General features: G+C 40.9%; 22 protein-coding genes and 1 pseudogene. 11 read left to right on the top strand and 12 right to left on the bottom strand.

Annotated elements, in window-relative coordinates; all coding sequences use genetic code 11:
- Position 1 precedes the first annotated feature (1 nt).
- On the bottom strand, positions 2 to 1,015 hold the full coding sequence (locus EHS11_RS17595) for an ABC transporter ATP-binding protein (protein WP_135765675.1): 1,014 nt from the start codon (positions 1,013 to 1,015) through the stop codon (positions 2 to 4).
- 26 nt (positions 1,016 to 1,041) lie between these two features.
- Between EHS11_RS17595 and EHS11_RS17590 the strand changes: the two genes are divergently transcribed.
- From EHS11_RS17590 to thiE, 7 genes are all read left to right on the top strand, one after another.
- Positions 1,042 to 4,284 carry a SpiroCoCo family coiled-coil protein gene (locus EHS11_RS17590; RefSeq protein ID WP_135765674.1) on the top strand — a complete coding sequence of 1,081 codons (3,243 nt, stop codon included), beginning with the start codon at positions 1,042 to 1,044 and terminating at the stop codon, positions 4,282 to 4,284.
- Positions 4,285 to 4,301: 17 nt separating this feature from the next.
- Positions 4,302 to 4,505 carry a hypothetical protein gene (locus EHS11_RS17585; RefSeq protein ID WP_109021087.1) on the top strand — a complete coding sequence of 68 codons (204 nt, stop codon included), beginning with the start codon at positions 4,302 to 4,304 and terminating at the stop codon, positions 4,503 to 4,505.
- 5 nt (positions 4,506 to 4,510) lie between these two features.
- A complete protein-coding gene (map, locus tag EHS11_RS17580; RefSeq protein WP_135765673.1) occupies positions 4,511 to 5,266 on the top strand; it encodes a type I methionyl aminopeptidase in 756 nt (251 codons plus the stop codon).
- A 62-nt stretch (positions 5,267 to 5,328) separates the two neighbouring features.
- Complete coding sequence (locus EHS11_RS19900; RefSeq protein ID WP_167884480.1) at positions 5,329 to 5,472, top strand: hypothetical protein; 144 nt, start codon at positions 5,329 to 5,331, stop codon at positions 5,470 to 5,472.
- A gap of 128 nt (positions 5,473 to 5,600) precedes the next feature.
- On the top strand, positions 5,601 to 5,996 hold the full coding sequence (locus EHS11_RS17575) for a response regulator (RefSeq protein WP_135765672.1): 396 nt from the start codon (positions 5,601 to 5,603) through the stop codon (positions 5,994 to 5,996).
- Positions 5,997 to 6,019: 23 nt separating this feature from the next.
- Positions 6,020 to 6,820 carry a hydroxyethylthiazole kinase gene (gene thiM, locus EHS11_RS17570; RefSeq protein WP_135765671.1) on the top strand — a complete coding sequence of 267 codons (801 nt, stop codon included), beginning with the start codon at positions 6,020 to 6,022 and terminating at the stop codon, positions 6,818 to 6,820.
- On the top strand, positions 6,789 to 7,445 hold the full coding sequence (gene thiE, locus EHS11_RS17565) for a thiamine phosphate synthase (protein ID WP_135765670.1): 657 nt from the start codon (positions 6,789 to 6,791) through the stop codon (positions 7,443 to 7,445). The genes thiM and thiE overlap by 32 nt, the downstream gene beginning before the upstream one ends.
- Here thiE and queG read toward each other — a convergent pair.
- Complete coding sequence (queG, locus tag EHS11_RS17560; RefSeq protein WP_135765669.1) at positions 7,417 to 8,391, bottom strand: tRNA epoxyqueuosine(34) reductase QueG; 975 nt, start codon at positions 8,389 to 8,391, stop codon at positions 7,417 to 7,419. The two genes, thiE and queG, sit on opposite strands and share 29 nt — an antisense overlap.
- A gap of 9 nt (positions 8,392 to 8,400) precedes the next feature.
- Here queG and EHS11_RS17555 point away from each other — a divergent pair, with 9 nt between their 5' ends.
- Together EHS11_RS17555 and EHS11_RS17550 are read left to right on the top strand one after the other, a co-directional pair.
- Complete coding sequence (locus tag EHS11_RS17555) at positions 8,401 to 8,778, top strand: LIC_11502 family protein (RefSeq protein WP_135765668.1); 378 nt, start codon at positions 8,401 to 8,403, stop codon at positions 8,776 to 8,778.
- 131 nt (positions 8,779 to 8,909) lie between these two features.
- On the top strand, positions 8,910 to 9,314 hold the full coding sequence (locus EHS11_RS17550; protein ID WP_135765667.1) for a hypothetical protein: 405 nt from the start codon (positions 8,910 to 8,912) through the stop codon (positions 9,312 to 9,314).
- Here EHS11_RS17550 and EHS11_RS17545 read toward each other — a convergent pair.
- The 7 genes from EHS11_RS17545 to EHS11_RS17515 all read right to left on the bottom strand — a co-directional run bounded on the left by EHS11_RS17545 (position 9,311) and on the right by EHS11_RS17515 (position 14,773).
- The gene (locus tag EHS11_RS17545; protein ID WP_135765666.1) at positions 9,311 to 9,715 is read right to left on the bottom strand and encodes an acyl-CoA thioesterase; all 405 of its coding nucleotides are present in this window, start codon (positions 9,713 to 9,715) and stop codon (positions 9,311 to 9,313) included. The genes EHS11_RS17550 and EHS11_RS17545 overlap by 4 nt on opposite strands.
- A gap of 9 nt (positions 9,716 to 9,724) precedes the next feature.
- Positions 9,725 to 10,195 (bottom strand): DUF1499 domain-containing protein, encoded by a 471-nt coding sequence (locus EHS11_RS17540; RefSeq protein WP_246048030.1) that lies wholly within the window; start codon positions 10,193 to 10,195, stop codon positions 9,725 to 9,727.
- Between the two features lie 226 nt (positions 10,196 to 10,421).
- Positions 10,422 to 11,333, bottom strand: a complete 912-nt coding sequence (locus EHS11_RS17535) for a hypothetical protein (protein WP_135765665.1) — start codon at positions 11,331 to 11,333, stop codon at positions 10,422 to 10,424.
- 151 nt (positions 11,334 to 11,484) lie between these two features.
- Positions 11,485 to 12,507 carry a patatin-like phospholipase family protein gene (locus tag EHS11_RS17530; protein WP_135765664.1) on the bottom strand — a complete coding sequence of 341 codons (1,023 nt, stop codon included), beginning with the start codon at positions 12,505 to 12,507 and terminating at the stop codon, positions 11,485 to 11,487.
- 100 nt (positions 12,508 to 12,607) lie between these two features.
- Positions 12,608 to 13,006, bottom strand: a complete 399-nt coding sequence (locus EHS11_RS17525; protein ID WP_135765663.1) for an LIC_13241 domain-containing protein — start codon at positions 13,004 to 13,006, stop codon at positions 12,608 to 12,610.
- Positions 13,003 to 14,007 carry an LIC_10091 family protein gene (locus EHS11_RS17520; protein ID WP_135765931.1) on the bottom strand — a complete coding sequence of 335 codons (1,005 nt, stop codon included), beginning with the start codon at positions 14,005 to 14,007 and terminating at the stop codon, positions 13,003 to 13,005. Before EHS11_RS17520 ends, EHS11_RS17525 begins: the two co-directional genes overlap by 4 nt.
- A 7-nt stretch (positions 14,008 to 14,014) precedes the next feature.
- Complete coding sequence (locus EHS11_RS17515) at positions 14,015 to 14,773, bottom strand: formylglycine-generating enzyme family protein (protein ID WP_342775479.1); 759 nt, start codon at positions 14,771 to 14,773, stop codon at positions 14,015 to 14,017.
- Here EHS11_RS17515 and EHS11_RS20240 point away from each other — a divergent pair.
- Positions 14,763 to 16,397 (top strand): annotated as a pseudogene (locus EHS11_RS20240) (M14 family zinc carboxypeptidase). The gene EHS11_RS17515 and the pseudogene EHS11_RS20240 overlap by 11 nt on opposite strands.
- Before the next feature lie 41 nt (positions 16,398 to 16,438).
- On the opposite strand, the gene mazG reads toward EHS11_RS20240, so the two are convergent.
- Complete coding sequence (gene mazG, locus EHS11_RS17500) at positions 16,439 to 17,305, bottom strand: nucleoside triphosphate pyrophosphohydrolase (protein WP_342775478.1); 867 nt, start codon at positions 17,303 to 17,305, stop codon at positions 16,439 to 16,441.
- 76 nt (positions 17,306 to 17,381) lie between these two features.
- On the opposite strand from mazG, the gene EHS11_RS17495 reads away from it, so the two are divergent.
- On the top strand, positions 17,382 to 17,918 hold the full coding sequence (locus EHS11_RS17495; RefSeq protein WP_135765929.1) for a DUF6580 family putative transport protein: 537 nt from the start codon (positions 17,382 to 17,384) through the stop codon (positions 17,916 to 17,918).
- Positions 17,919 to 17,922: 4 nt separating this feature from the next.
- Here the strand turns inward: EHS11_RS17495 and EHS11_RS17490 are convergent, their stop codons facing one another.
- A complete protein-coding gene (locus EHS11_RS17490; RefSeq protein WP_135765659.1) occupies positions 17,923 to 18,873 on the bottom strand; it encodes an alpha-L-glutamate ligase-like protein in 951 nt (316 codons plus the stop codon).
- The gene (locus EHS11_RS17485; RefSeq protein WP_135765658.1) at positions 18,870 to 20,465 is read right to left on the bottom strand and encodes a 7TM domain-containing protein; all 1,596 of its coding nucleotides are present in this window, start codon (positions 20,463 to 20,465) and stop codon (positions 18,870 to 18,872) included. Before EHS11_RS17485 ends, EHS11_RS17490 begins: the two co-directional genes overlap by 4 nt.
- Between the last annotated feature and the right edge of the window lies 1 nt (position 20,466).

The following is a 20,466-nucleotide window of genomic DNA, read 5'->3' as shown; positions in this document are numbered from 1 at the left end:
ATCAGCTTTGCCCGCTTGTGATGGAATCGAATATGGTTTTCAACGAATCTTCCGATCTTCTCATTTCACGTACGGAAAAATTTGTACTCGCCAAAATTCTAAATACTTCTTCAGGACTTTTTTCACCTAACGATAATTCGTATTTACCAAACCCGTCTTTCGGAGTTTGAATCGACGTTAAACCTGTAAAACCATATTTTTGAAATAGGGAATCGATCACAGGGTATTCCGCTTTTACTTCTATGTACAACTTGTCCTTTTTTCGCAAAGTTTGCACGGAACTGTCGGCAACGATTTTACCATTGGCAAGAATGATCACATGATCGCAGATTTCTTCCACCTCTTCCAAACTATGAGTGGAGACCAGAACGGTTTTCTGTTTGGACAAAGAACGGATCAAATTTCGGATTTGTGTCATTTGTTTCGGATCCAGTCCGTAGCTCGGTTCGTCCAAAATCAGATAGTCGGGATCTCCGAGCAATACTCCCGCAAGTGCTACCCTTTGCCTGTAACCTTTCGATAAATTTCCTATAATCGAATTGCGAACGTCGCCTAACACAAGCTCTTCGACTACGGAATGAATCACCTTTGTCGATTTGTTCAAATCGAATCCCCGGACTCGAGCCAAAAAATGCAAAAACTCCATAACGGTTAAATCTTTATAAGAAGGTCCGTTTTCGGGAAGATAGCCTATTTTCCCAAGCAAACTCTTTCGGGAAGTGGAAAGATTCACCCCTCCCATTCTTACTTCTCCGGAACTAGGATCCAAAAAACCGCTCAAAAGCCGCATGGTTGTAGTCTTTCCGGCACCGTTGGGACCGAGAAGTGCGGTCAATCTGCCCGGAACCAGGGAAAAATTGAGGTCATTGACTGCCATTTTTCCCGGAAATTGTTTAAAAAGGCGAACTGCCTGCATAAATGTAAGAACTCTTACCTCGCAGGAATTCCAAGTATAAAAAATGGCTTGCCGAAATTCTACTAGAAGGCAATTTTCTCCCCATACTTCATGAGACATAATTCCATGATTGGATCATTCCCACGATGGGCCTAGAAATCATTCTCCTACCCTTTTTAGCGAGTATCGCAGTCACAATCGGACTACGCCGTCTTGACAAATCCAATGCAAAATTATCGCAACTCAAGCGTTATGCGTCAAAATTAACGGACGAAATTCATAATTCCGCACTTCAGAAAATGCAGGTAGTGAAAGATGCCGGCATTGATCTGGACATCCTGGTCAAACAATCCCGTAAAGTCGCGGAAGAAATCCAATCCTTAAGTTCCGAGTCTCGCGACCTGTTTGAAAAAATCAAAGCCAGCAGAGAATACCTTTCTTCGCTTTCGGGAGAAATGGCTCAGGTCAGTCAATTGGGAATGGAAGTTAGGCGGGAAACTTCAAATATGGAAGCGAGCCTGAACCAAATCCATTCTCATAAAAGAGAACTGCAAAATGTGGCAGAGGATATGGATCGTTTGCATGAAGAAAGCGGTTCTCTACTTGATGCGTTCCAATCTAAATTGAATCTGCGCTCCGATGAAATTTTACAATCCGTAGCTCACAAGATGGTCGAACTGGAAGGACTACTTGAAACCAAATCGGATTCGTTAGACGATTCTATCCGCCATATCGCTGAGTCCGCAAAAGAAAAATTGTTGAATCACGCGGATGTGATGGTGCAGGAAACAACTGGTAGATTGGATCATGCCCGAAAGGAAATGGATTCATTACTTGAGTCCATGAAAGATGCACAAAATGATATCGATTTGAAATTGACCAAGTTCGAAGATACTTCTTCCTTACTTTCCGATAAAGTGGACAAGTTTGATGAGAAGATCGAGGACAAATACATTCGCGTCTCACAAAAGTTAGATGAGAAAGTGAACTTGCTCGAAAAGAAAATCCAAGAAAGATTCGACGCAATCTTCGAACAAGTCAGTCATACGAAAGATTCCTTTATGAGAGGCTTAAGCCAGGAAACCGAGACAATCAAACGGGAAATAGAAGGTCTCTCTCTCGAAACACTTTCCAAACGGGATGAAATCATAAATGAAACCAGAAGACAAGCGGATGGAATCAACCAAACCATCATCACCTTCCAGGAAAAATATGTGGAAGCGGAGAATAAACTGCTCCGCCAAGCCGATACCCGCAAACAAGAGTTAATTCGTGAAATCGAAGCATTCAGCGACGAATTTCATAGAATTTCGGAAGATCTCAAAGAAGAAGCTTCCACTTTAAAAAAGAGCGCCTTACGAGAGTTAAAAGAATTTGATAAAGATCTGGAACTTGTCCGGGAAAATCAGGAAAACCTGATCAAAACCTCTCTCCTTTCCCTGAAGTCGGAATTGGAAGAAAAAATGAAAACGGACTTCGGAAACAAAGAAACCGAAATCCTTTCCCAAATCCGGGGGATCGAAGACCAAGTGGGCGAATTGAACGAAACCATTTCCTCTCATACGAAAGATGTGGACGTTTATGTGGAAGATTTGAAATCCGCCCTTCGGGAAACCGCTTCTGAAATTTTCGAAACTGTGGAAGAAAAGGCAAAATCTTCCGAAGAAATCGTCTCCGAAAAAATCAGAATCGCAAATGCCAATCTGGAACAATTCGTAGTGAAGTGGGAAGATGAACTTTCCCGCCTCAAAGATGACCAAACGGATTCCATCGACACATTACAGGATCGTTTGAAAGAAATTCATGTCGAAGGACGGGAACTACTTACCCGGTTCCAGGAAGAATACAGTTCCATAAAATCAAAGTTAGATGAAACTGCGGAGAAAAAATCTTCCGAGATCATTTCCAAAATCGAAACGGAAACCAAATTTGCCCGCGAAGAAGTGGAACGGATTCTAGGAAATCTGGAAGAATCGGGAGAGTCCTTTTTCAGCAGGCAAGAAGAAAAGATGGACAGGCTCAATGAAACCATTGATTCTAAAATCTCCTACCAATTGGCAAAACTTTTGGACAAAGGCAATTTGCAACTAGGGCAATTGGAAGAAAAGATCACAGCCCATCTCAATACGGTTCGCAAAAATTTGGAAGAAAGTATCAAACGTTCGAAAGAAGATTCCAAGAGACAAATCGAAACTTACCAACGTGATTATGAAAAATCTTTCAAAGAAATCGCAAAAGACAGTCAGGACTTTTTAAAAGAAACCCGCATTCAATTTATCGACTTAAAAGAAGATATCGAAACGGGACTCAGTGAAGCGCGGGATATCAAAAGGGAAAGTCTTGCGGAATTTCAGGAAGAAATAACTTCTCTGGGTGAATCCATTTCCAATCTGACGGAACAACTGGAAACCGTAAAAGAACACACGGATCTTTTTCAATCGGCAAACGAAATTTCCAAACAAGCGGAAAAAGCCTTGGAAGAAATTTCTACCGCATTACAACAATTAGAAGAAGAAAAACCGAATCTTCTTGCATATCAAAATTCCGTCGAAACTTTCAAAGAATTGCAAACCCAGATAGCCGAAGAATTGGAAAATCTGATTCAGAACCAGGACAAGACAACTGATATTGACAAACAAGTTCAGATCCTTGCCTCTAACCTAACATATGTAACAGAAAGATTGTCTTTCTTCGGAGAGATTTTACCCGAAGTGGAAGGAATCGAATCCAAACTGTCAAAAATTTCGGAAGAACAATCCAAAATCGAAAACTTCCTGGAATCCCTTTCCGGATCCCAAGATTCCGTTTTACACCTTTCTTCCGGACTCGAGGCCCAAAAACACAACTCTCGCGAACTGCAAGCAAGACTCGATGTGATGGAAAGGGAAATCGAAGTGGTGGAAGCAAGAGAGAAAGAACTTTCGGAAACCATTCGACTTGCAGAAAACAGGACTTCATTCCTGGCGGAAAGAGAAGCTCAAATTGATTCGGTGGAACGCAAGTTTGACAAAATCGAAGAACTTATGGGGGATCTTTCCGATCGCCACAAACAAATCCTCACCCTTCAGAAACGATTGGAAGAGTTGCGAGAAGCCTCTGCGGAAACCAAAGAAGACATGGAATCCCTACTGGGAGAAGCAGATGAAACCTTCGAAAAACTCTCCCAGTTTTTGGACATAGTTCAGGGCGCAATGGTAGTTTCCCCGAAGGAAACAGTAAAAAACCAGAATTCCGGGTCCAAATCAAGCCAAAATTCCCTGATTGAGCGCAAAAAATCCACGATTTTAAGCCTCCATGACAACTACCAATGGACTCCTGAGGCTATTAGTGAAAAATTAAATATTGAAAAATCCCTTGTGGATACAATCCTCGGAGCTAGAAAGAAATAAAACCCTCCGAGGACACCATGTCAGAAGAACAAAATGAATCTACGTCGAAAGAAACCCTAATCGTCGCATCCAAAGTCAAAGCTTACATCAAATCCAAAGGATTTATGACAGCGGGCGACGCAATTGAAGGTCTAAATGAAGAAGTTTACCGTTTGATTGACAAAGCACTAGAAAGAACCGGTTCCAATAAGCGCACAACCGCAAGGTCTACAGACTTCTAATCTTCGTGATTTACATTAAGAACAAATCTGAAATAGAGAAAATGAGGTTGGCTGGCGCTTTTGCAGCCAAACTCCTTAACTATTTAGGTCAATTTGTAAAACCAGGGGTGAATACCCTGGAGTTGAACGATCTAGCTGAAGCTTTTACCAAAAAACACGGACACCGCTCCGCTCCTTTGGGTTATAAAGGTTTTCCTAAGTCGATTTGTTCTTCCATCAATCAGGTCGTCTGTCACGGAATTCCCAAAAAAGAGGAAGTTCTGAAGGAAGGCGACATCATCAATTTGGACGTTTCTCCCATTGTAGACGGATATATCGGAGATACTTCCCGAACTTTCCTTGTAGGCAGTGTTTCTCCCGAAATTGCAAAGCTCGTAGAAGATACGGAAAAATCCATGTGGCTCGGAATTGAGCAAATCAAACCCGGAAACCGGATCGACGATATCGGAAACGCAATCGATGATTACTTAACCCCTCTCGGTTATGGGATTGTACGCGATCTGATGGGCCACGGGGTGGGAAGAAACTTCCATGAAGAGCCGCAGGTACCACATTTTCGAATGCACCGCAAGCTCGCCAAAATCGAACCAGGTATGATTTTCACAGTAGAACCGATGGTAAACCTGGGAACCTGGGAAGTCAATTTTGACAAACAAGACAAATGGACCGTCCGTACCAAAGACGGAAAATGGTCGGCTCAGTTCGAGCATACTGTTCTTGTCACTGACAAAGGTTACGAAATTCTTACCCAAGAATCGTAGATTTCCAAAAAACGACTGGAAAACCCGAAAAAACCAAGTCTAACTATCAATAGAGGCTTATTATGAAAAAGATATTGCTTGGTGTTTTACTCGTAGGATTTAGTTTCGCATCTGTTTCCGCCATTTGCCCTGGAAAAGAAAAACGCAGTGAGTCCTGTCCGGGAAAAGATAAGTATACTGAATCCTGTCCAAACGACGGAAAATAATTTCTTTCTTTCGCGCTCTTCTTTTAAAGAATTCTTTTCACTTCGATTCAGTTTCTTTGTTAGTTTCCTATAAATTTTTCTTGATTCCTTCCTATTATCAGATTTTCTATTGGGGGATTTAATAAGCCATGTCAAAAGCGATTTTATTTGTAGATGATGAACAAATTATATTAATGAGTTTAAAGTCTCAGTTGAAAAAACATTTCGGAAACGAATATAGATACGAAACTGCTCAAAATACGGAAGAAGCCTGGTCCATCATAGAAGAGTTAGTCGACGAAGGAATTTATATCCTCATCATTATCTCCGATTGGCTGATGCCAAATCAAAGAGGAGACGAATTTCTGCGGGATGTGCATAAAAAATACCCTAAGATAAAAAAGATCATCATCTCAGGGCATATCGATGAAAACTCTTTGAATAAACTCAAAGGAGAGGTAAATTTACACAGTTTTTTAAACAAACCTTGGTCCGAGACCGATCTGATTAAAAAAGTAGAAGACGCTATAGCAAAAATTGCCTAAGTTTCCCTCTAGAAGCTTAGAAAATGTCAAATTTCACTCAACAAATAATAGAAGATCTCTCTCTCATTCGGAAAAGTTCTCCCCTCGTTCACAATATCACAAACTATGTAGTGATGAACAGCACAGCCAACGCCTTGTTAGCTGTAGGTGCATCACCTATTATGGCACATTCCATTGATGAAGTGGAAGAGATGGTAACTATCTCAGGCGTTTTGGTAATCAATATGGGAACGCTCTCCGAACCTTGGGTTCAATCCATGGAAAAAGCAATTGCAAAGGCAAACACTCTCTCAAAACCGATTATATTCGATCCGGTCGGTGCCGGAGCAAGCACTTACCGCAATACAGCGATTAGACGGATATTGGATGCAGGTTTCCCCAGCATTATCAGAGGAAATGCTTCCGAAATTTTGGCAACATTGTCCTCTTCGGGAAAAACAAAAGGTGTGGATTCCACAGACTCTTCCGAATCGGCAATCGGTTCCGCACAAGCGCTCAGTCGGGTGACCAAAGGCGTTGTAGTCATTTCCGGTGCTACAGACTATATCATAAAAGATACTGATATTCGAAAAACCGTAAATGGAGATCCCATTATGACAAAGGTGACCGGAATGGGCTGCACGGCAACGGCAATCTGCGGAGCATTCGCAGCCGTTCAGAAAGATTACCAAAGAGCAGCTTTTTCAGCGATGGCTGTTATGGGAATCGCAGGAGAAATGGCAAAAGTAAAATCCTCAGGTCCCGGTAGTTTCCAACTTCATTTTTTGGATGCACTTTACGAAATCTCGGAAAATGAAATCAGAAAGTATTTCAAAGAAACATAAATTCCCTGATATACACGGTCCGTATCTGGTTACGGATCGTGGTCTTTGTTTATTTCATACTCTGGAATCCATTGTCGCCAAATCCATACAAGGTGGTGTCAAACTGATTCAATTAAGGGAAAAGGATTCCGATACAAAAGATTTCGTCGATCTTGCCCTTAAAATCAAAACCATCTTAAAAGACACAGACATTCCTCTTCTTATCAATGATCGCATTGATGTAGCTTTAGCTGTGGGTGCGGAAGGAGTTCATATAGGTCAGTCGGATATGCCTCCGATCTACGCCCGAAGGATCCTGGGTGATTCGGCTATCATTGGTTTGTCGATAGAATCCATGGAGGATTTTGAAAACATTCCTGCTGAAGCAAAGATAGATTACCTGGGAGTATCTCCCGTATTTGCCACTACCACCAAACAAGATACAAAACCTCCCTGGGGAATCGAAGGATTGAAACTATTGCGATCCAAAACCGATCTCCCTTTGGTTGCCATCGGTGGAATAGGAGAAAAAAACGCCAAACAAGTGATAGATGCAGGTGCAGATAGTCTTGCAGTAGTATCCTTTCTTTGTTCTGCAGAGTTTCCCGAAAAACGTGCTAAATTTCTTTCCGATTTATTTCTTTAGAACCTAGAACGGATTTAAGATTCCGATTCCAAACAAGAGAGCCGATTCTTCCTATAGCAGACTGTTTGAACTTGGATTGGAATTCCTCGTCTGAAAAAACTTTTTCCCCCGACAAATCCTCTTCTTTCCAAAAAGGATAAGGCAAAAATTCATCCATGGAAGTTTTTACGGAATTTCTACGGGCTTTGGTTTTGTTCCAAGGGCAAACTTCCTGACAAATATCACAGCCATAGATCCAATCGCTAAGCTTTGTTTCTTCATTCAATAGAGAATTTCTGTCTTCGATTGTGTGATGAGAGATGCATTTGTTTGCATTGATTTTATATGGCTCAAAAAGAGCTCCCGTTGGGCAAGCATCCAAACACGCCCTACAGGATCCGCAACGATCGAATTCCTTCTGAAGGGGAATCTCCCATTCACAATCGGTAAGTATGGTAGAGATAAAAAAATAAGATCCCAATTCTTCGTTGATGATGTTTGTATTTTTTCCCATCCAGCCGATTCCCGCCAAACGGGCGAAAACTTTTTCAGGCACGGGCAAACTATCCACCGATTGGCGGAAAGAATGATTCGGGTACAGGGCTTTTAATTCCTTTAAAATAGGATTTGCCTTTTTGCGGAGGACGGAATGATAATCATCACCTAGCGCATAACGGGAAACCTTTTTAGGTTGGGCTTGAATCGTTTCTTCGGCTGCAGGAGAATTATAAACAACGGCAAGAACCAGAACCGACTTTGGAAAAAAACCCAAATGTTTCAGATCCAATCTGATTTCCTGGCTTACTTCTTTCGTATACCAATTCATTTTCCCGAAAAAACCATGTTCAACCCAGGAAAGCAGGTTGTTTCTGTCCTTTTCGGGAATTTCCGCCTTACAAAACCCAACTAAATCAAATCCTTGGGCCAGGCAAAATTGTTTTATTTTTTCAAGCTCGGATGAAATCATAGCAGAGTGATGGCAACGGATCCTTTTTTAAGTATCAAAGACAATTTTCCCTCTGTCAATCTTTCTCCTTCCGAAACAAAAGCCATCGAGTGTTTTAAAATCATAGAAAAAGATATCATCTATTCCGATGCGGGCAATTTGCTTTTAGTTAACGGAATCAAATCAGCAGTTTTTCAATCCATTCTGACTTTGTTTGCCCGGGGCATCAACCCACTTGCAAAAGAGATCTTAGGTGAATACAAGGACCTAACAAACGATATTCTAAGCGCCTTTCAGTCCATCCAGCCGGATTCGGAGTCCAATTGGATCGAAGAATGTATCGCATTCGGAGACAAGAAGGCTTTTCATTGGGAATGGAAACATTACGGTTCCAAAGAGTTATTTTGAAATACCATCTAACTCTTACATAAGTAGACCGCCTTACAGTGGCAAAAATACGAACATTTATAATATTTTTCGCAAACAAAAACAAATTAAGCTTTCCGTTTATTAGCTGATTTCAGAGAGTTTCCTCCAAAATGAAAGCCAAACACATTAACGTAAGTTATAATAAAAATGTTTTGTATATACTTTTTGGAGATCATAAAAGAAAGCAGACTTATTTTCTACTTTCCAAATGGGAAATAACAGTTGTTCAATCCAAGGTAGTCGGACACGGAAGTCTCGGAAACTATTTGGAATATCTGATTCGTTCGTATTCCGGAACAATTTACAACGGTTTTCACGAAACCAAGGAAGAAATGAATGCGAGTATCGGAAAAAAAGACCGCTTGATTCGTTTTCATTGCAAGGTTTATGCAAAGACATTGAGGGAATTGGAAAACCTTGCAAATCATACAAATGCATCCAAAACGAATGTGCTCAGAATCCTTTTGGAGATGGACGGAAGAGGATGGAAGCCTCCTTTACAAATTGCAGCCTAACAAATATTATCTTTTTCTTTTTCCAGTATCCGTCTGAAAGATTCGGGTATGGTGAGTTTTTTTCCCAAATGGTAATCAAAATAGACTTGGATCGTCTTTGCCTTCACATAAATATGATTTGTTTTTTCCTGAAAGACTTCGTAGTCGAAATCCCAGGAAGTATTTCCAATGCGGGAAACCCAAATTTTCACAGCAATCTCGTCTCCCGGCAAAACGGAACGGATCAAATCCATCTCCACTCTTGCCAAAACAAAAGGAATATCTTCCAATTGATTGATTTTAAGATACTGATTGCAAAAATCAAGACGGGCAAGTTCAAGGTAAGCCGAATAACTTGCGTTATTTACCCTTCGCATCGGATCCATATCGTTGAAACGTAATTGAATTTTAGTGGTGATCAAATTTGTAAATTATAATGCCTCTGCAGGCGCAGGCACCGGTTCCTCTTTGGAATTAAGATAATTTCGAATTCCCGCGATCCGTATCCTATTGGCAAATATATCCCATAAACCAAAAATAGATTGTGATCTTACCTGGATTTCCTTTTTATCCTGTTCAAAATAAAATTCTACCTTGTCCGGAAAACGAAAAACTTTTGTAAAAAACACAAGGCGGATGTAATCGTTCTCTTTTTTCTCCGCCACATATACATTTTCCATTCCGTCAAAACGTTCCGCCAAATACAGATACGCCTTTTCCTTCGGCATGAGATAAACTATCGGCTCTATCTTATGGATGTAATTATAACGAAAACTCTGACTGGACACGCAGTTCGGAGTGGGTGGGCAACCATGCAATGAATTCTCATCTACCCCTGTTCCAGGCCCTAAAAAACTTCCGCAACAAATCAGAAATACCCCGACTAAATGTTCGATACCCATATACGATCAGACGGTTCTCATTTGCAATTTAGGCTTGTTTCTAAAATATTTCCCGATTTTCAAAGATCGCCATAAACTTTCTCAGCTTCCGAAAAACCGATTAAAATCATTTCTCCGAATTCAGGTATCGGTTCTTTGATGGAAGGAACCGAAGGGATGTCATATAAAAAAGCCCATCTAATGATGGGCTTTTTGTTTTACTAAAAGAGTTTAATCGTAAATCAATCTACTCCACGATGATTTCAACTTCTCTATTGCCCCAGAAGTCGCTGTAAAGGATATTTACCGACTTACCGTTGATAGTTGCCTTAAACCCTTTCCCTTGAGGATTGATCATCAAATACGTACTTTTGGTTCTATAAAATTTATATGTGGAAGTATAGATTTCACTGGAAAAGAAAGACGTTGTTTCGAATTTTCTAGTTACCTCCATCTGAGTTTTTTTATTTTGTAAAACCAAATCGGTTCCAAGGGTGATGCTATCATCCTTTCCATCAAATCTGAAAACTGTATCCCAAAAAAGTCCGGGGCTAATAAAATCCGTTCCTCTTCTTTGAATCGTAAACTTGGACAGCCCGCCCAAAATTCCTTTCGGATCGTATGTTACCGAATCCTTATCATAAGTGATTACAGTATCTGAAGACAGGATTCCGCCTTTGAGGGTGACCGAACCCGAAGTAACCATATATTCCGTTTTTCCGCCTAGTATGCCACCAGTATCAAGAGTCAGATGTTGTCCGTCTTTTGTAAGAATCACATCATTGGACATAAATCCCGATGCTTTTTGAGTAACTTTGAATTTGTCTTTGTTTCTTAAACCGAGTACATCAATTAAACTCAAGATTAGATTTTGATTTGCATCCAAAAAAAGACCGTTCCCCAGCTCAATCCCCGCAGGCTGGTCCTCCACTCTTTCTCTTCTTTGTGTAACGGTTCCGTTTGCATTCTGAGTCGTTACAGTTCTATACTGTCGGATGATATCGACTCTCAAAGTATTGAACACATCCACACCTGGTTTCGGATTGAATGCTGTAAAAGGGATTTTAGGATCATTGCCAAGATCGGACTCTTTGAAAGAGACCGACGAACATTGAACAAATCCTAACAAAGATACAACTACTAATAAATTTTTAAACATTTGCCATCTCTTAGATTTTTAATTTGTGTTATTCAGTCTGCCGGATCAAACTGAATAACACATGTTTTGTGTAGGAATGTTTCTTGGCAAGATTTTTCCGAGGTCAAGTCCATCCCAGCATAACAAGTCTGCCAGGATGTCCATGGATTGCTTATTTCCTCGTGGAGGGAGCGGACTTTTTAGGTTTGGTTTTCTTTTTTATTACTTTTTTCAAAGTCAGACTTTTTTGGGAAGTTAGGATTTTTACAGGTTTGACAGTTCCTTTCGATTTCTTTTTATTCAAGGAAAACAAATTCAACAAAAACTGAGACGCTTCTTCTCCTTTTTTTACTCCCAACTCAACCGTTTCCCTCAGTCTCTTTCGAACCGTAGTCACAAGTCCGACAGGAAGAGAATCATCAGGCGCAATCGTATGAATCTGAACTCCTTTAGGCGGTTCCAATGCGATTCTACGAGCATCATTAAAATGATGATGATGCCATTCTCTCATCATCTTGCTCAACTTCCAGTTTCGCGGAAAAGCGAGAAGACCTATGATAAATCCGAGAGGTTCTGAAATTCTTGCAATAGGAGAATTCATCACTACGGTAATACTTTTATATCCCGCTTCGATCAGATCCTGCAAAGGCAATGGATTGAGTATGGCAGCATCGGAATAAGTCGTTCCATCTAGCTTATGTTTTCCTCTGGTTGCAATCGGGAGGGAAGTCGCTGCTTTCAACAGATCGAATACGTTTGTAGCGGTAGCACGAACATAATCCACTGTATGGGAATGGAGATTGCTCACTGCAATTCTGAACTCAGGCAATCCATCCTTCTCCAGATTTTCCGACTCCAAACGGACTTTATTTCTGAATATATAATCAATCAGGTATTCCTGGTCTAAAAAAGTTTTTCCCTGAAAAGGATGAAAAACGGAGATAAGTTGTCTCCCTGAAAGTTCGCTGTACCAAACGGATAAAGCCTTTTCACTTTTAACCGGCTCCGGTTTCGGCATAGTAACATAATATGCCGCCGAACAGGCGCCGGACGAAACTCCTACAACCAAATCAAAATTAGTCGCATTCAACAGACCGTTCATACCGTGCAATACTCCGCCAGCGAACGCACCTTTCATTCCGCCGCCTTCAACGAGCAGGGCGCGCTTTGCCCCTTTAGCAATGGGAAGTTTCAAATTGTATTTTCCTTTCTGTCAAGTCTGAGTCTAAAAGTCCCCATCCGGTTGCAAAAAGAAAAATTTTACCGTATCTTCTCTTTCGAAAAATTTTCGAAAACTAAGACAACGACTGCAAATAAAGTTTCACTTTATCCAGAATGAGAGTTTTTCCGGATTCAAAAAACAAATCGATCGGATTTCCCTCAGGATCTTCCCAAAGGAATTCGGCAGGCTCGTATTTACCAAGGCTTACATAAAAAATCGGAGGCGGGTTGCGGGCATATCTGGGATGTTCTGCAAGTCGCAAAGTTACCGAACCCATCTCGGACACAATCCATTCGAAAACGGAACCTAAAATTTCGGCCTTCCATTTCAAAGGAAAAACAAACTCTGCCTGCCCGATATTCATCTCGTCTACGTTTTTCGGTGGGTAATTTTCCAAAAGGAACTTTACCGCCTGTTTTGAATGAAAGGACAGGCTCTCAAAGTCGGAAATGTCTATCTTCAGTTTTTTCAAAGTGAATTTGATCCGGGTCCGTTTTTCACATAAGTAAATCCCAGCTTAGGATCGATTTTTCCGGACTCTTCCATAATGTGCAATGACCTGAATGGGAATTTAACCAACGTTAGCCATTCCTGAAAACTATTTCCGCTTTGGACACAATAATGAAATCCTAGTTTGGTGGATATATCCGAGCCAGGAGCCCAAGGAAATGTATTTTTTTTGACGGAAAGAGTGCGGACCACTGCGGACTCATCGTTCATGGGGAGATTTAAAATCGAGTTTTTGAACTGATTGGGATAATAAAAATACTCTTCCGCATTACTGAAATAAATGATTCCCAGATGAAGATCGTTTTTGCGTAAATTTTCGCCTATACTTTGCAAAGTAACGTTACCAAGCAAATTGCCCCTTACGGGAAAAATCTTTCCTTCCTTGGCAAGACGATGAATGTGCGCATATTGATCATCATCCGTTTGAAACATTTTATACTGATACAATTCCGCTAACACAAGGTTTGTTTTATGACGCTTGCGGACAAAACGGATGATTTTTTTGTACACTTTCGTATAAGATTCCGGGTTGGGAAGTTTTTCCCGGATGAGTTTCATTGCATCCTCTTCCCCCGTTTTGGAATAATAATATAAAAACTTTTCCTTTGTAGGAGACTCTTGCAGAAAAAAAACCATCATTTCATTTGCTGAAACAACTACCGAGGTAAAATCCATAAGGTAGATAAACTCCGACTTTGCCCAGGCTGCAATGGTTAGGTTTTGTTCCGATCCGACTCCGATATATACGTTACCTATGTTTTTTACATAAGGAATCAGAATATCCAATCTATCTTCATTGGAGACAGTTGTGTTTCCCACATCCCAACGAGTAGGTACAAGTGTTTCTTGCCGGATCTCTCTCAGATAAGAATATTTTTTTCCGAATGTCGCATTACAAGAACTTAGCGAAACAAAAGAAACGAAAAAAAACAAACACTTTAGAATTTTAAAATAGGAATACATATACACCTTAAAACGTTTTTGCACAACGAAATCCGAAATGATGGTATTCCGGAAAATTCTCCGGAACATGCGCTCTTCTATAAGATCCGCGCGCCATTTCTCCCGGCCACCACCAGGAGCCTCCGCGGACTATTTTCATGTTCGATCCGGGACAAACCTCATCTCCGTTACATGGTCCTCTGGGATCTTTCCCGAAACAGTCTTTTCCGCATTTCTCATAACTAACGGAATACCAATCGGAAACCCATTCCCAGGAATTCCCCGCCATATCATACAATCCGTACACTCCGGGAGGGCGCGACCCTACGTCCAGAGTAGGCATAAGCTGAGGTTTCTCTGTTTTTGTTGTTACACATCCTTTTTTAGTGTCAACCTCAATCACTGCTTTCTCACAACTGGCAGGTTCATTTCCCCAAGGATAAAGATTTCCATTTGTTCCTCTCGCCGCCTTTTCCCACTCCGACTCCGTAGGCAATCGTTTGCCGGCCCAATTGCAATACTCTTTCGCGGTATACCAACTAACACCCAAAATAGGCTGTCTTTTCCCCAAGTAAGGAGCACCGTATCTGGGACCGATATAATCGCACTTCCCTTCACCAAGACAGTCGGAACAATACCCTGCATTCAAACAAGTTTCAAAATCTTCGTTTGTGACTTCATACAAATCCATATAAAAATCGCTGATATGAACAACCGACTCCGGTTGTTCATTTGCTGAAAATACATTGCTTCCCCTTACGAACTCCCCTCCCGGAATGCACTGCATTCCGGTAAGTGTTTTGCCGTCACAAGGTAGCTGTCCCCTAACTTCTGTTCGACAATGTACTAAAAGAAAGCTTGCCTGTAAACATAAACAAATCTTTAGTGAATCGGAAAATAAAAAAGATAACAAACGAATGAAACTTATCTTTAAAATCCGAAAATCCGCTTTCATATTAAACACTTTCATTCTCTCGCTGTTTTTTAGTTTTCAATGCGGAAGTTTTTTCAAAAAAACGATCCCTCAAATTCCTTTGGGTGACAAATCGTATTGGGTTCTGGCTTTTTTTTCTGAATCAAAACTAACCGAGTTCCAAAATTTAACAAACAATAAAATAGAAATCCGTTATCGGGAAAAAGGATCGGCTTATGTTTTAATCCCCAAAAAAGATTGGGACTTGTCCTATAAGAACATAGAATGGATGCAATCTGCAAAGCAGGATTCGGGTTTCAAATATTTTGCGGGAAATTATCAAAACCAAACCGACAAAGCCCAATTCCAGCTAACAGACACTAAACTGGGGTACAAGGACAACAGAATCAATGAGTATTATCTGCATTCCATCGCAAAACGATACCCCCATCTCACCGAACTTCATTCCATAGGCAGATCCAAAGAAAACAGGCCCATATTCGCCTTATCTCTTTCCGACAGTAAAAAACCAAACTCGGAAAAAATTCCGATTCTATTCCATTGTTCCATACACGCAAACGAAGTGATTGCAACGGAACATTGTTACGATATCATATATTCGATTTTAAATTCGGAAACATTGGTTGAAAAATATCTTGATATTTTTCGGATTTGGGTCGTTCCCATACTCAATCCGGACGGCTCGGAAATTTTTTGACAAAACTCCCATTTGTTGGGAAGAAAAAATCCCGATGTGGATTTGAACCGGAACTTCCCCTTTCAATGGGGAAAATTCAGCGGAAAGTATTCCTCAAAAAACGGAGAAAGCCCGTATTATATCGGACCAAGCGAAAGTTCGGAATCGGAAACGAAAGCATTGATTGCGTTTGCCAACAAACAAGGATTTGTTGCTTCGATCAGTTACCACGCATATGCCAATAGTCTTTTGATTCCCTACTCTATTGAATCCATTACCAACCCTGAGCCGGATATTGCAACCTCCATTGGAAAAAGAATGGCAACCGGGGTTCAAAGTTTTCACCCGGAAAAGGAATTCGTTGCCAAAAAAAATCTATACCCGGTGGACGGAGTCGATCAAGATTATCTTTTTTTTCAGAACGGAACACTTGCCTATGTAATGGAATCTTCCCATTTGAACCCGGATTATCACCTAACAGAATATATAATGGATTCGTTCCGTCCCGTATGGATGGGACTTTTGGATCAGATTCTGGATCGTAAGAAAATCATTCTAAAGATTTCAGATGAAAGGGACCTGCCTACGGAAGCGGAAATATCTTCGGATTCAATTCGGTTTTTCCAAGGAGAAAAAAGAAAGAGCCATCCCGAGACGGGAATCTTTTTTCAAATCTGGGATGATAGCATAATATCGAATATTCGGATTGAAAAAAAAGGTTATGATACGATTGTCTTTCCTGCAAACCCAAAACAGACTTTCCAACCGGAACAGGTCCGTTTGAAAAAGTCAAAAGACTAAATGGGAAAGATTTTAAAAAATCGAAAAAGAAGTCCTAGAACTCAAACGGTTTTTTGTTTCAGGATTTCTTTGCTCTGATTCCAAAGCAGATCCAATTCTTCCAAAGATTTTCCCTTCATCACTTCCTTCTTTTTGGAAAGCAGATCTTCCATCAGTCGAAATCTTCTTTCAAATTTTTCATTTGCTTTGCGCAGTGTGGTTTCAGGATCCAAAGAAAGTTTTCGGGATAGATTCACCAAAAGAAAAAACAAATCGCCCACTTCTTCTTCAATGTTTTCCGAATAAGGTATCTTTTTCAAACCGGGATCCGCATTTTGCCCGATGGCTTCTTCCAATTCCTTTATTTCTTCTCCGAACTTTTCAAAAACACCGGAAACATTCTCCCAATCAAATCCTTGTTTTGCGACCTTAGATTGGATTTTTTCCGACCTCTGGATGGATGGCAAAGAAAGAGGGATTCCATCCAATACGGAAACTTCCCCTCCAATACCGTTTCGTTTTGCCTTATCCGCCTTTTCCTTCTTTTTAATTTCATCCCACTGTCCGAGGACCCCCTCACTGTCCTTGATATTTCCTACGGATTCGTATACATGAGGATGTCTTCGAACCAACTTCTCCACAATTTCGGATACCACCTCATCCCAGTTAAATGCTCCTCTTTCGGAAGCAAGTTGACAATGAAAAACAACCTGAAAGAGCAAGTCTCCCAGCTCTTCGCGGAGATGCGTGTCATCCTTTCTTTCGATTGTATCCACTACTTCGTAGGATTCTTCCAAAAGACAGGGAATGACTGAGCTATGGTTTTGTTCTTTGTCCCAGGGACATCCGTTTTCACTGCGGAGATCCGCCGTCAATTGGAGAAGATTTTGGATGGGAGAGGGCGAAGAAGGAGGCAACATGCTTTCCATTTTACAAACACAGATCTCAGGCAAAGTGAAATTTTCTCTTGCCCTGGTCAGGCGCGAGCCAAACGATTGCAGTAATATGTTTCAGTCCCGATTATTTGTAGCCTCTTTGATGGTAGTGGCCGCAGTCACAAGTCGCATTTTGCCCCATCCTCCTAATTTTACCCCGCTACTAGCAGTTTCACTTTTCTCCGGAGCCTTCCTTTCGGACAAACGTTTGGCCTATGCAGTTCCCCTTTTGGCTATGTTAATCAGCGATTTATACTTCGGCTTTCATTCCCTGATGCCTGTGATCTATCCTTGTATGGCACTTGGGGTATATTTCGGATTCAAACTCCAATCAGCTAGATCTATTCCTAAAACCCTCGGGTATACTTTGGCCGGCTCCGTGCTTTTCTTTATCGTTACCAATTTTGCGGTTTGGCTCACTTCCGGGATGTATCCTTTGAACGGAGAAGGCTTAACAGCTTGTTTTACGCTTGCGATTCCTTTTTTCCAAAATTCAATCGCGGGAGATTTGGTTTATACGGGAGCTCTTTTCGGGGGGATGTATCTCTTGGAAAGAATGAATGTGGTACCTACCACAAACACGGATCCGATCAAAGCAAAAATCTAACTCTCTAAATCCCCTGCCGGGCAGTTTCCACTCGTTTTTGTGGACTGTTCGGTGATACGTCCATTCCGTCCACCCAGCGAAGCGCACCGAGTAGCCCCTTCTGGTTTGCAATCTGAATTCCAAGCCCGGGCCTTGCATTCATTTCCAAAAGAAGTGGGCCCCTTCTTTCATCCAAAACAATATCCACACCTAAATAATTGAGTCCTGAGATTTCAAAACAGGAAGAGGCAAGAACTAAAATCTCCTCCCAATGTGGGATGGTTTTTCCTTCCAAATGAAAACCAGTGTCAGGATGGGAAAAAATGATTTTGTCCTTATGAACAATCTTTGTCATCTCTCCTTCCTTTATCTTCACGCCGACTCCGATGGCACCCTGGTGAAGGTTGGCACGCCCTCCCGATTCTTTAGTAGGCAGACGAACCATCGCCATCACCGGATAACCACGATAAACGATCACACGAATATCGGGAATTCCCTGGTAACTGATATCGGTAAAAAAGGGATGAGCATCCAGTTTCTCTTGAAAAATCGCCCTATCCGAATTTCCATCTAACGAGTATAATCCGGAAAGAATACCAGTGATATGATGAAGAAGATCCTTGTATGATAAAACTTTTCCACCGACCTTATGATAGAAAGGAGTTCCGGTTTCATTCCAGATTGTTTTTTCGATGACCAAAATCCCATTCCCCATACCACCGTTAGCTGGTTTAACGACAAAAGAAGACTGGTCTTTAAGAATCAAAGGAACGTCTTTTACTCTTCCGAATTCTTCAATCATGGAATAATGATGAGGCATAAAGACCCCGTTCTTGGAAGCGAGCTCAGCCGTAAGCCACTTATCATCTACAAGAGGGTAGTTCGCTCGGGGATTCAAAGGAAGAATGAACTCGCCGATCCTCCGGTTGATCCCGAGTATTCCCGCTTCTTTGAATTTTCGAAGTATTGAAATCATTGCAATTTGGAAAAGATTTCCCTAAATCGGAAAAGTTCGGTCAATCTGTATCCCTTGTACTGACCAAGTAACAGCTGTATGGCAATGACAATCAAAAGCAATTCGGGATGGGTAAAGAACAAAACCTGCAAGGAAGAAAACAAAAACAAAGTATAGGTAACAAGCGCTATAAAAAAGGTTCCGGCGAGCGTGATAAGAGTGTTTTTTACACCCTCTTCAATGAGCATGATGGAAAATCTCTCGATAAAAATCGTAGTGATTACAATGGGAAACAGAGTAATCGTCAAATTATTGAATAATGAAAAATTTTCATTCCAGATGGAAAACAATATCAAACTCAAGACAGTGATCGTAAGCAAAATGGAAAGCCTGGGCACCGCCAATAAATAGAATTTATCCAATGCATATCTTTCAAAAAACCCGATCAATATCATGGACAGAAAGAAAAGAATTCCGAACCATAGATTGGTTTCCCAAAAAAACATGGAAAGCAGTATCGGTGTGAAAATTCCAAAGGTAGGAATCCCGATTAAATTCCTGGCTATACCCAAAACAATCGCACCGATAGGAAGCAAAATCACTACACGAAATAAATTCTGCAAAGGGAGAGGAAGCGTATAAAGTGAATAATATTTCAAAAAGGAATTTGTTTCTCTTACTTCTTCGCTGTATTCCTTATAATTATAACGATTGACACTCGCCTGGGTAATGTATGCCGAATAACGGAGCGTTGACGATTCAAAACCTAAATCCCTTTTTTCTTCCACTCGTTTCCAAAGAGGAAGCAAATTCTCCGCCCTGTTTCCGAAAATTTCTTTAGAAGTGGAAACATGATACCATCTTCCGTTCAAACTGATCTCATTCCAAAACGTGAATCGAACCTTGTTGTCCTTGGATTTTTCGGAAACTTTCTGCAAATCAAAACCGGCAACAGTCCTTACCGGAATTTCCCTTAACCTGCAAAGCAAAGAAAACATCAGTGATTTGGAATAGGCATTTCCTTGTCTGACGAGTAAAGTATCGACCAGCCTCATTTCTTTGGAGGTATTCAAAACCTCTTCGGAAACAAAATAAAATATCTGTTTTGCGGCATTCAATTTGTCCTTATCATAAGGATGGATGGATGCAAGGATCTTTTTTCCTTCTGCAAGTTCCTTAGGTTGATAGAATTTCAAAGAGATATAATCAATCTGTTTTTCAGAAACCTTTTTCGAAGTGTCGGAGTCAGGATCATTGTGGGAATAAGGAGAAACCTGTACCTTTGCAGAATAACCGATCGGATGACCAACATCCCAATCCTCTCCCTCCCAATATCCCATATTTCCGAATTTCGTTTTTACAAAATTGAAATTCATATCCTGGTCCTGAGTCTCCCATTTATGCACTTTCACCTGACCGAAGTTTTTCGGTATGGGGAAATTTGCTTCGGTGAAGGCTATATTTTCCTTCGGATATAAAAACACCTGTAAATTCCAAGTATCTTCAATCGGCATAGGGAGAAGGGAAAGATTTGCGATCTTTAATTTGTAAAATAAACTAAATATCGGGATCAGCACCAATATGGAAAAAAAAATCAATGTTTTTCGATCCACA

This window comes from Leptospira ilyithenensis (genome assembly GCF_004771005.1).
Classification (GTDB): Bacteria; Spirochaetota; Leptospiria; order Leptospirales; family Leptospiraceae; genus Leptospira_A; species Leptospira_A ilyithenensis.
Note: the sequence above shows the minus strand (reverse complement) of the source record. Positions and strands in the feature narration are given on the sequence as shown.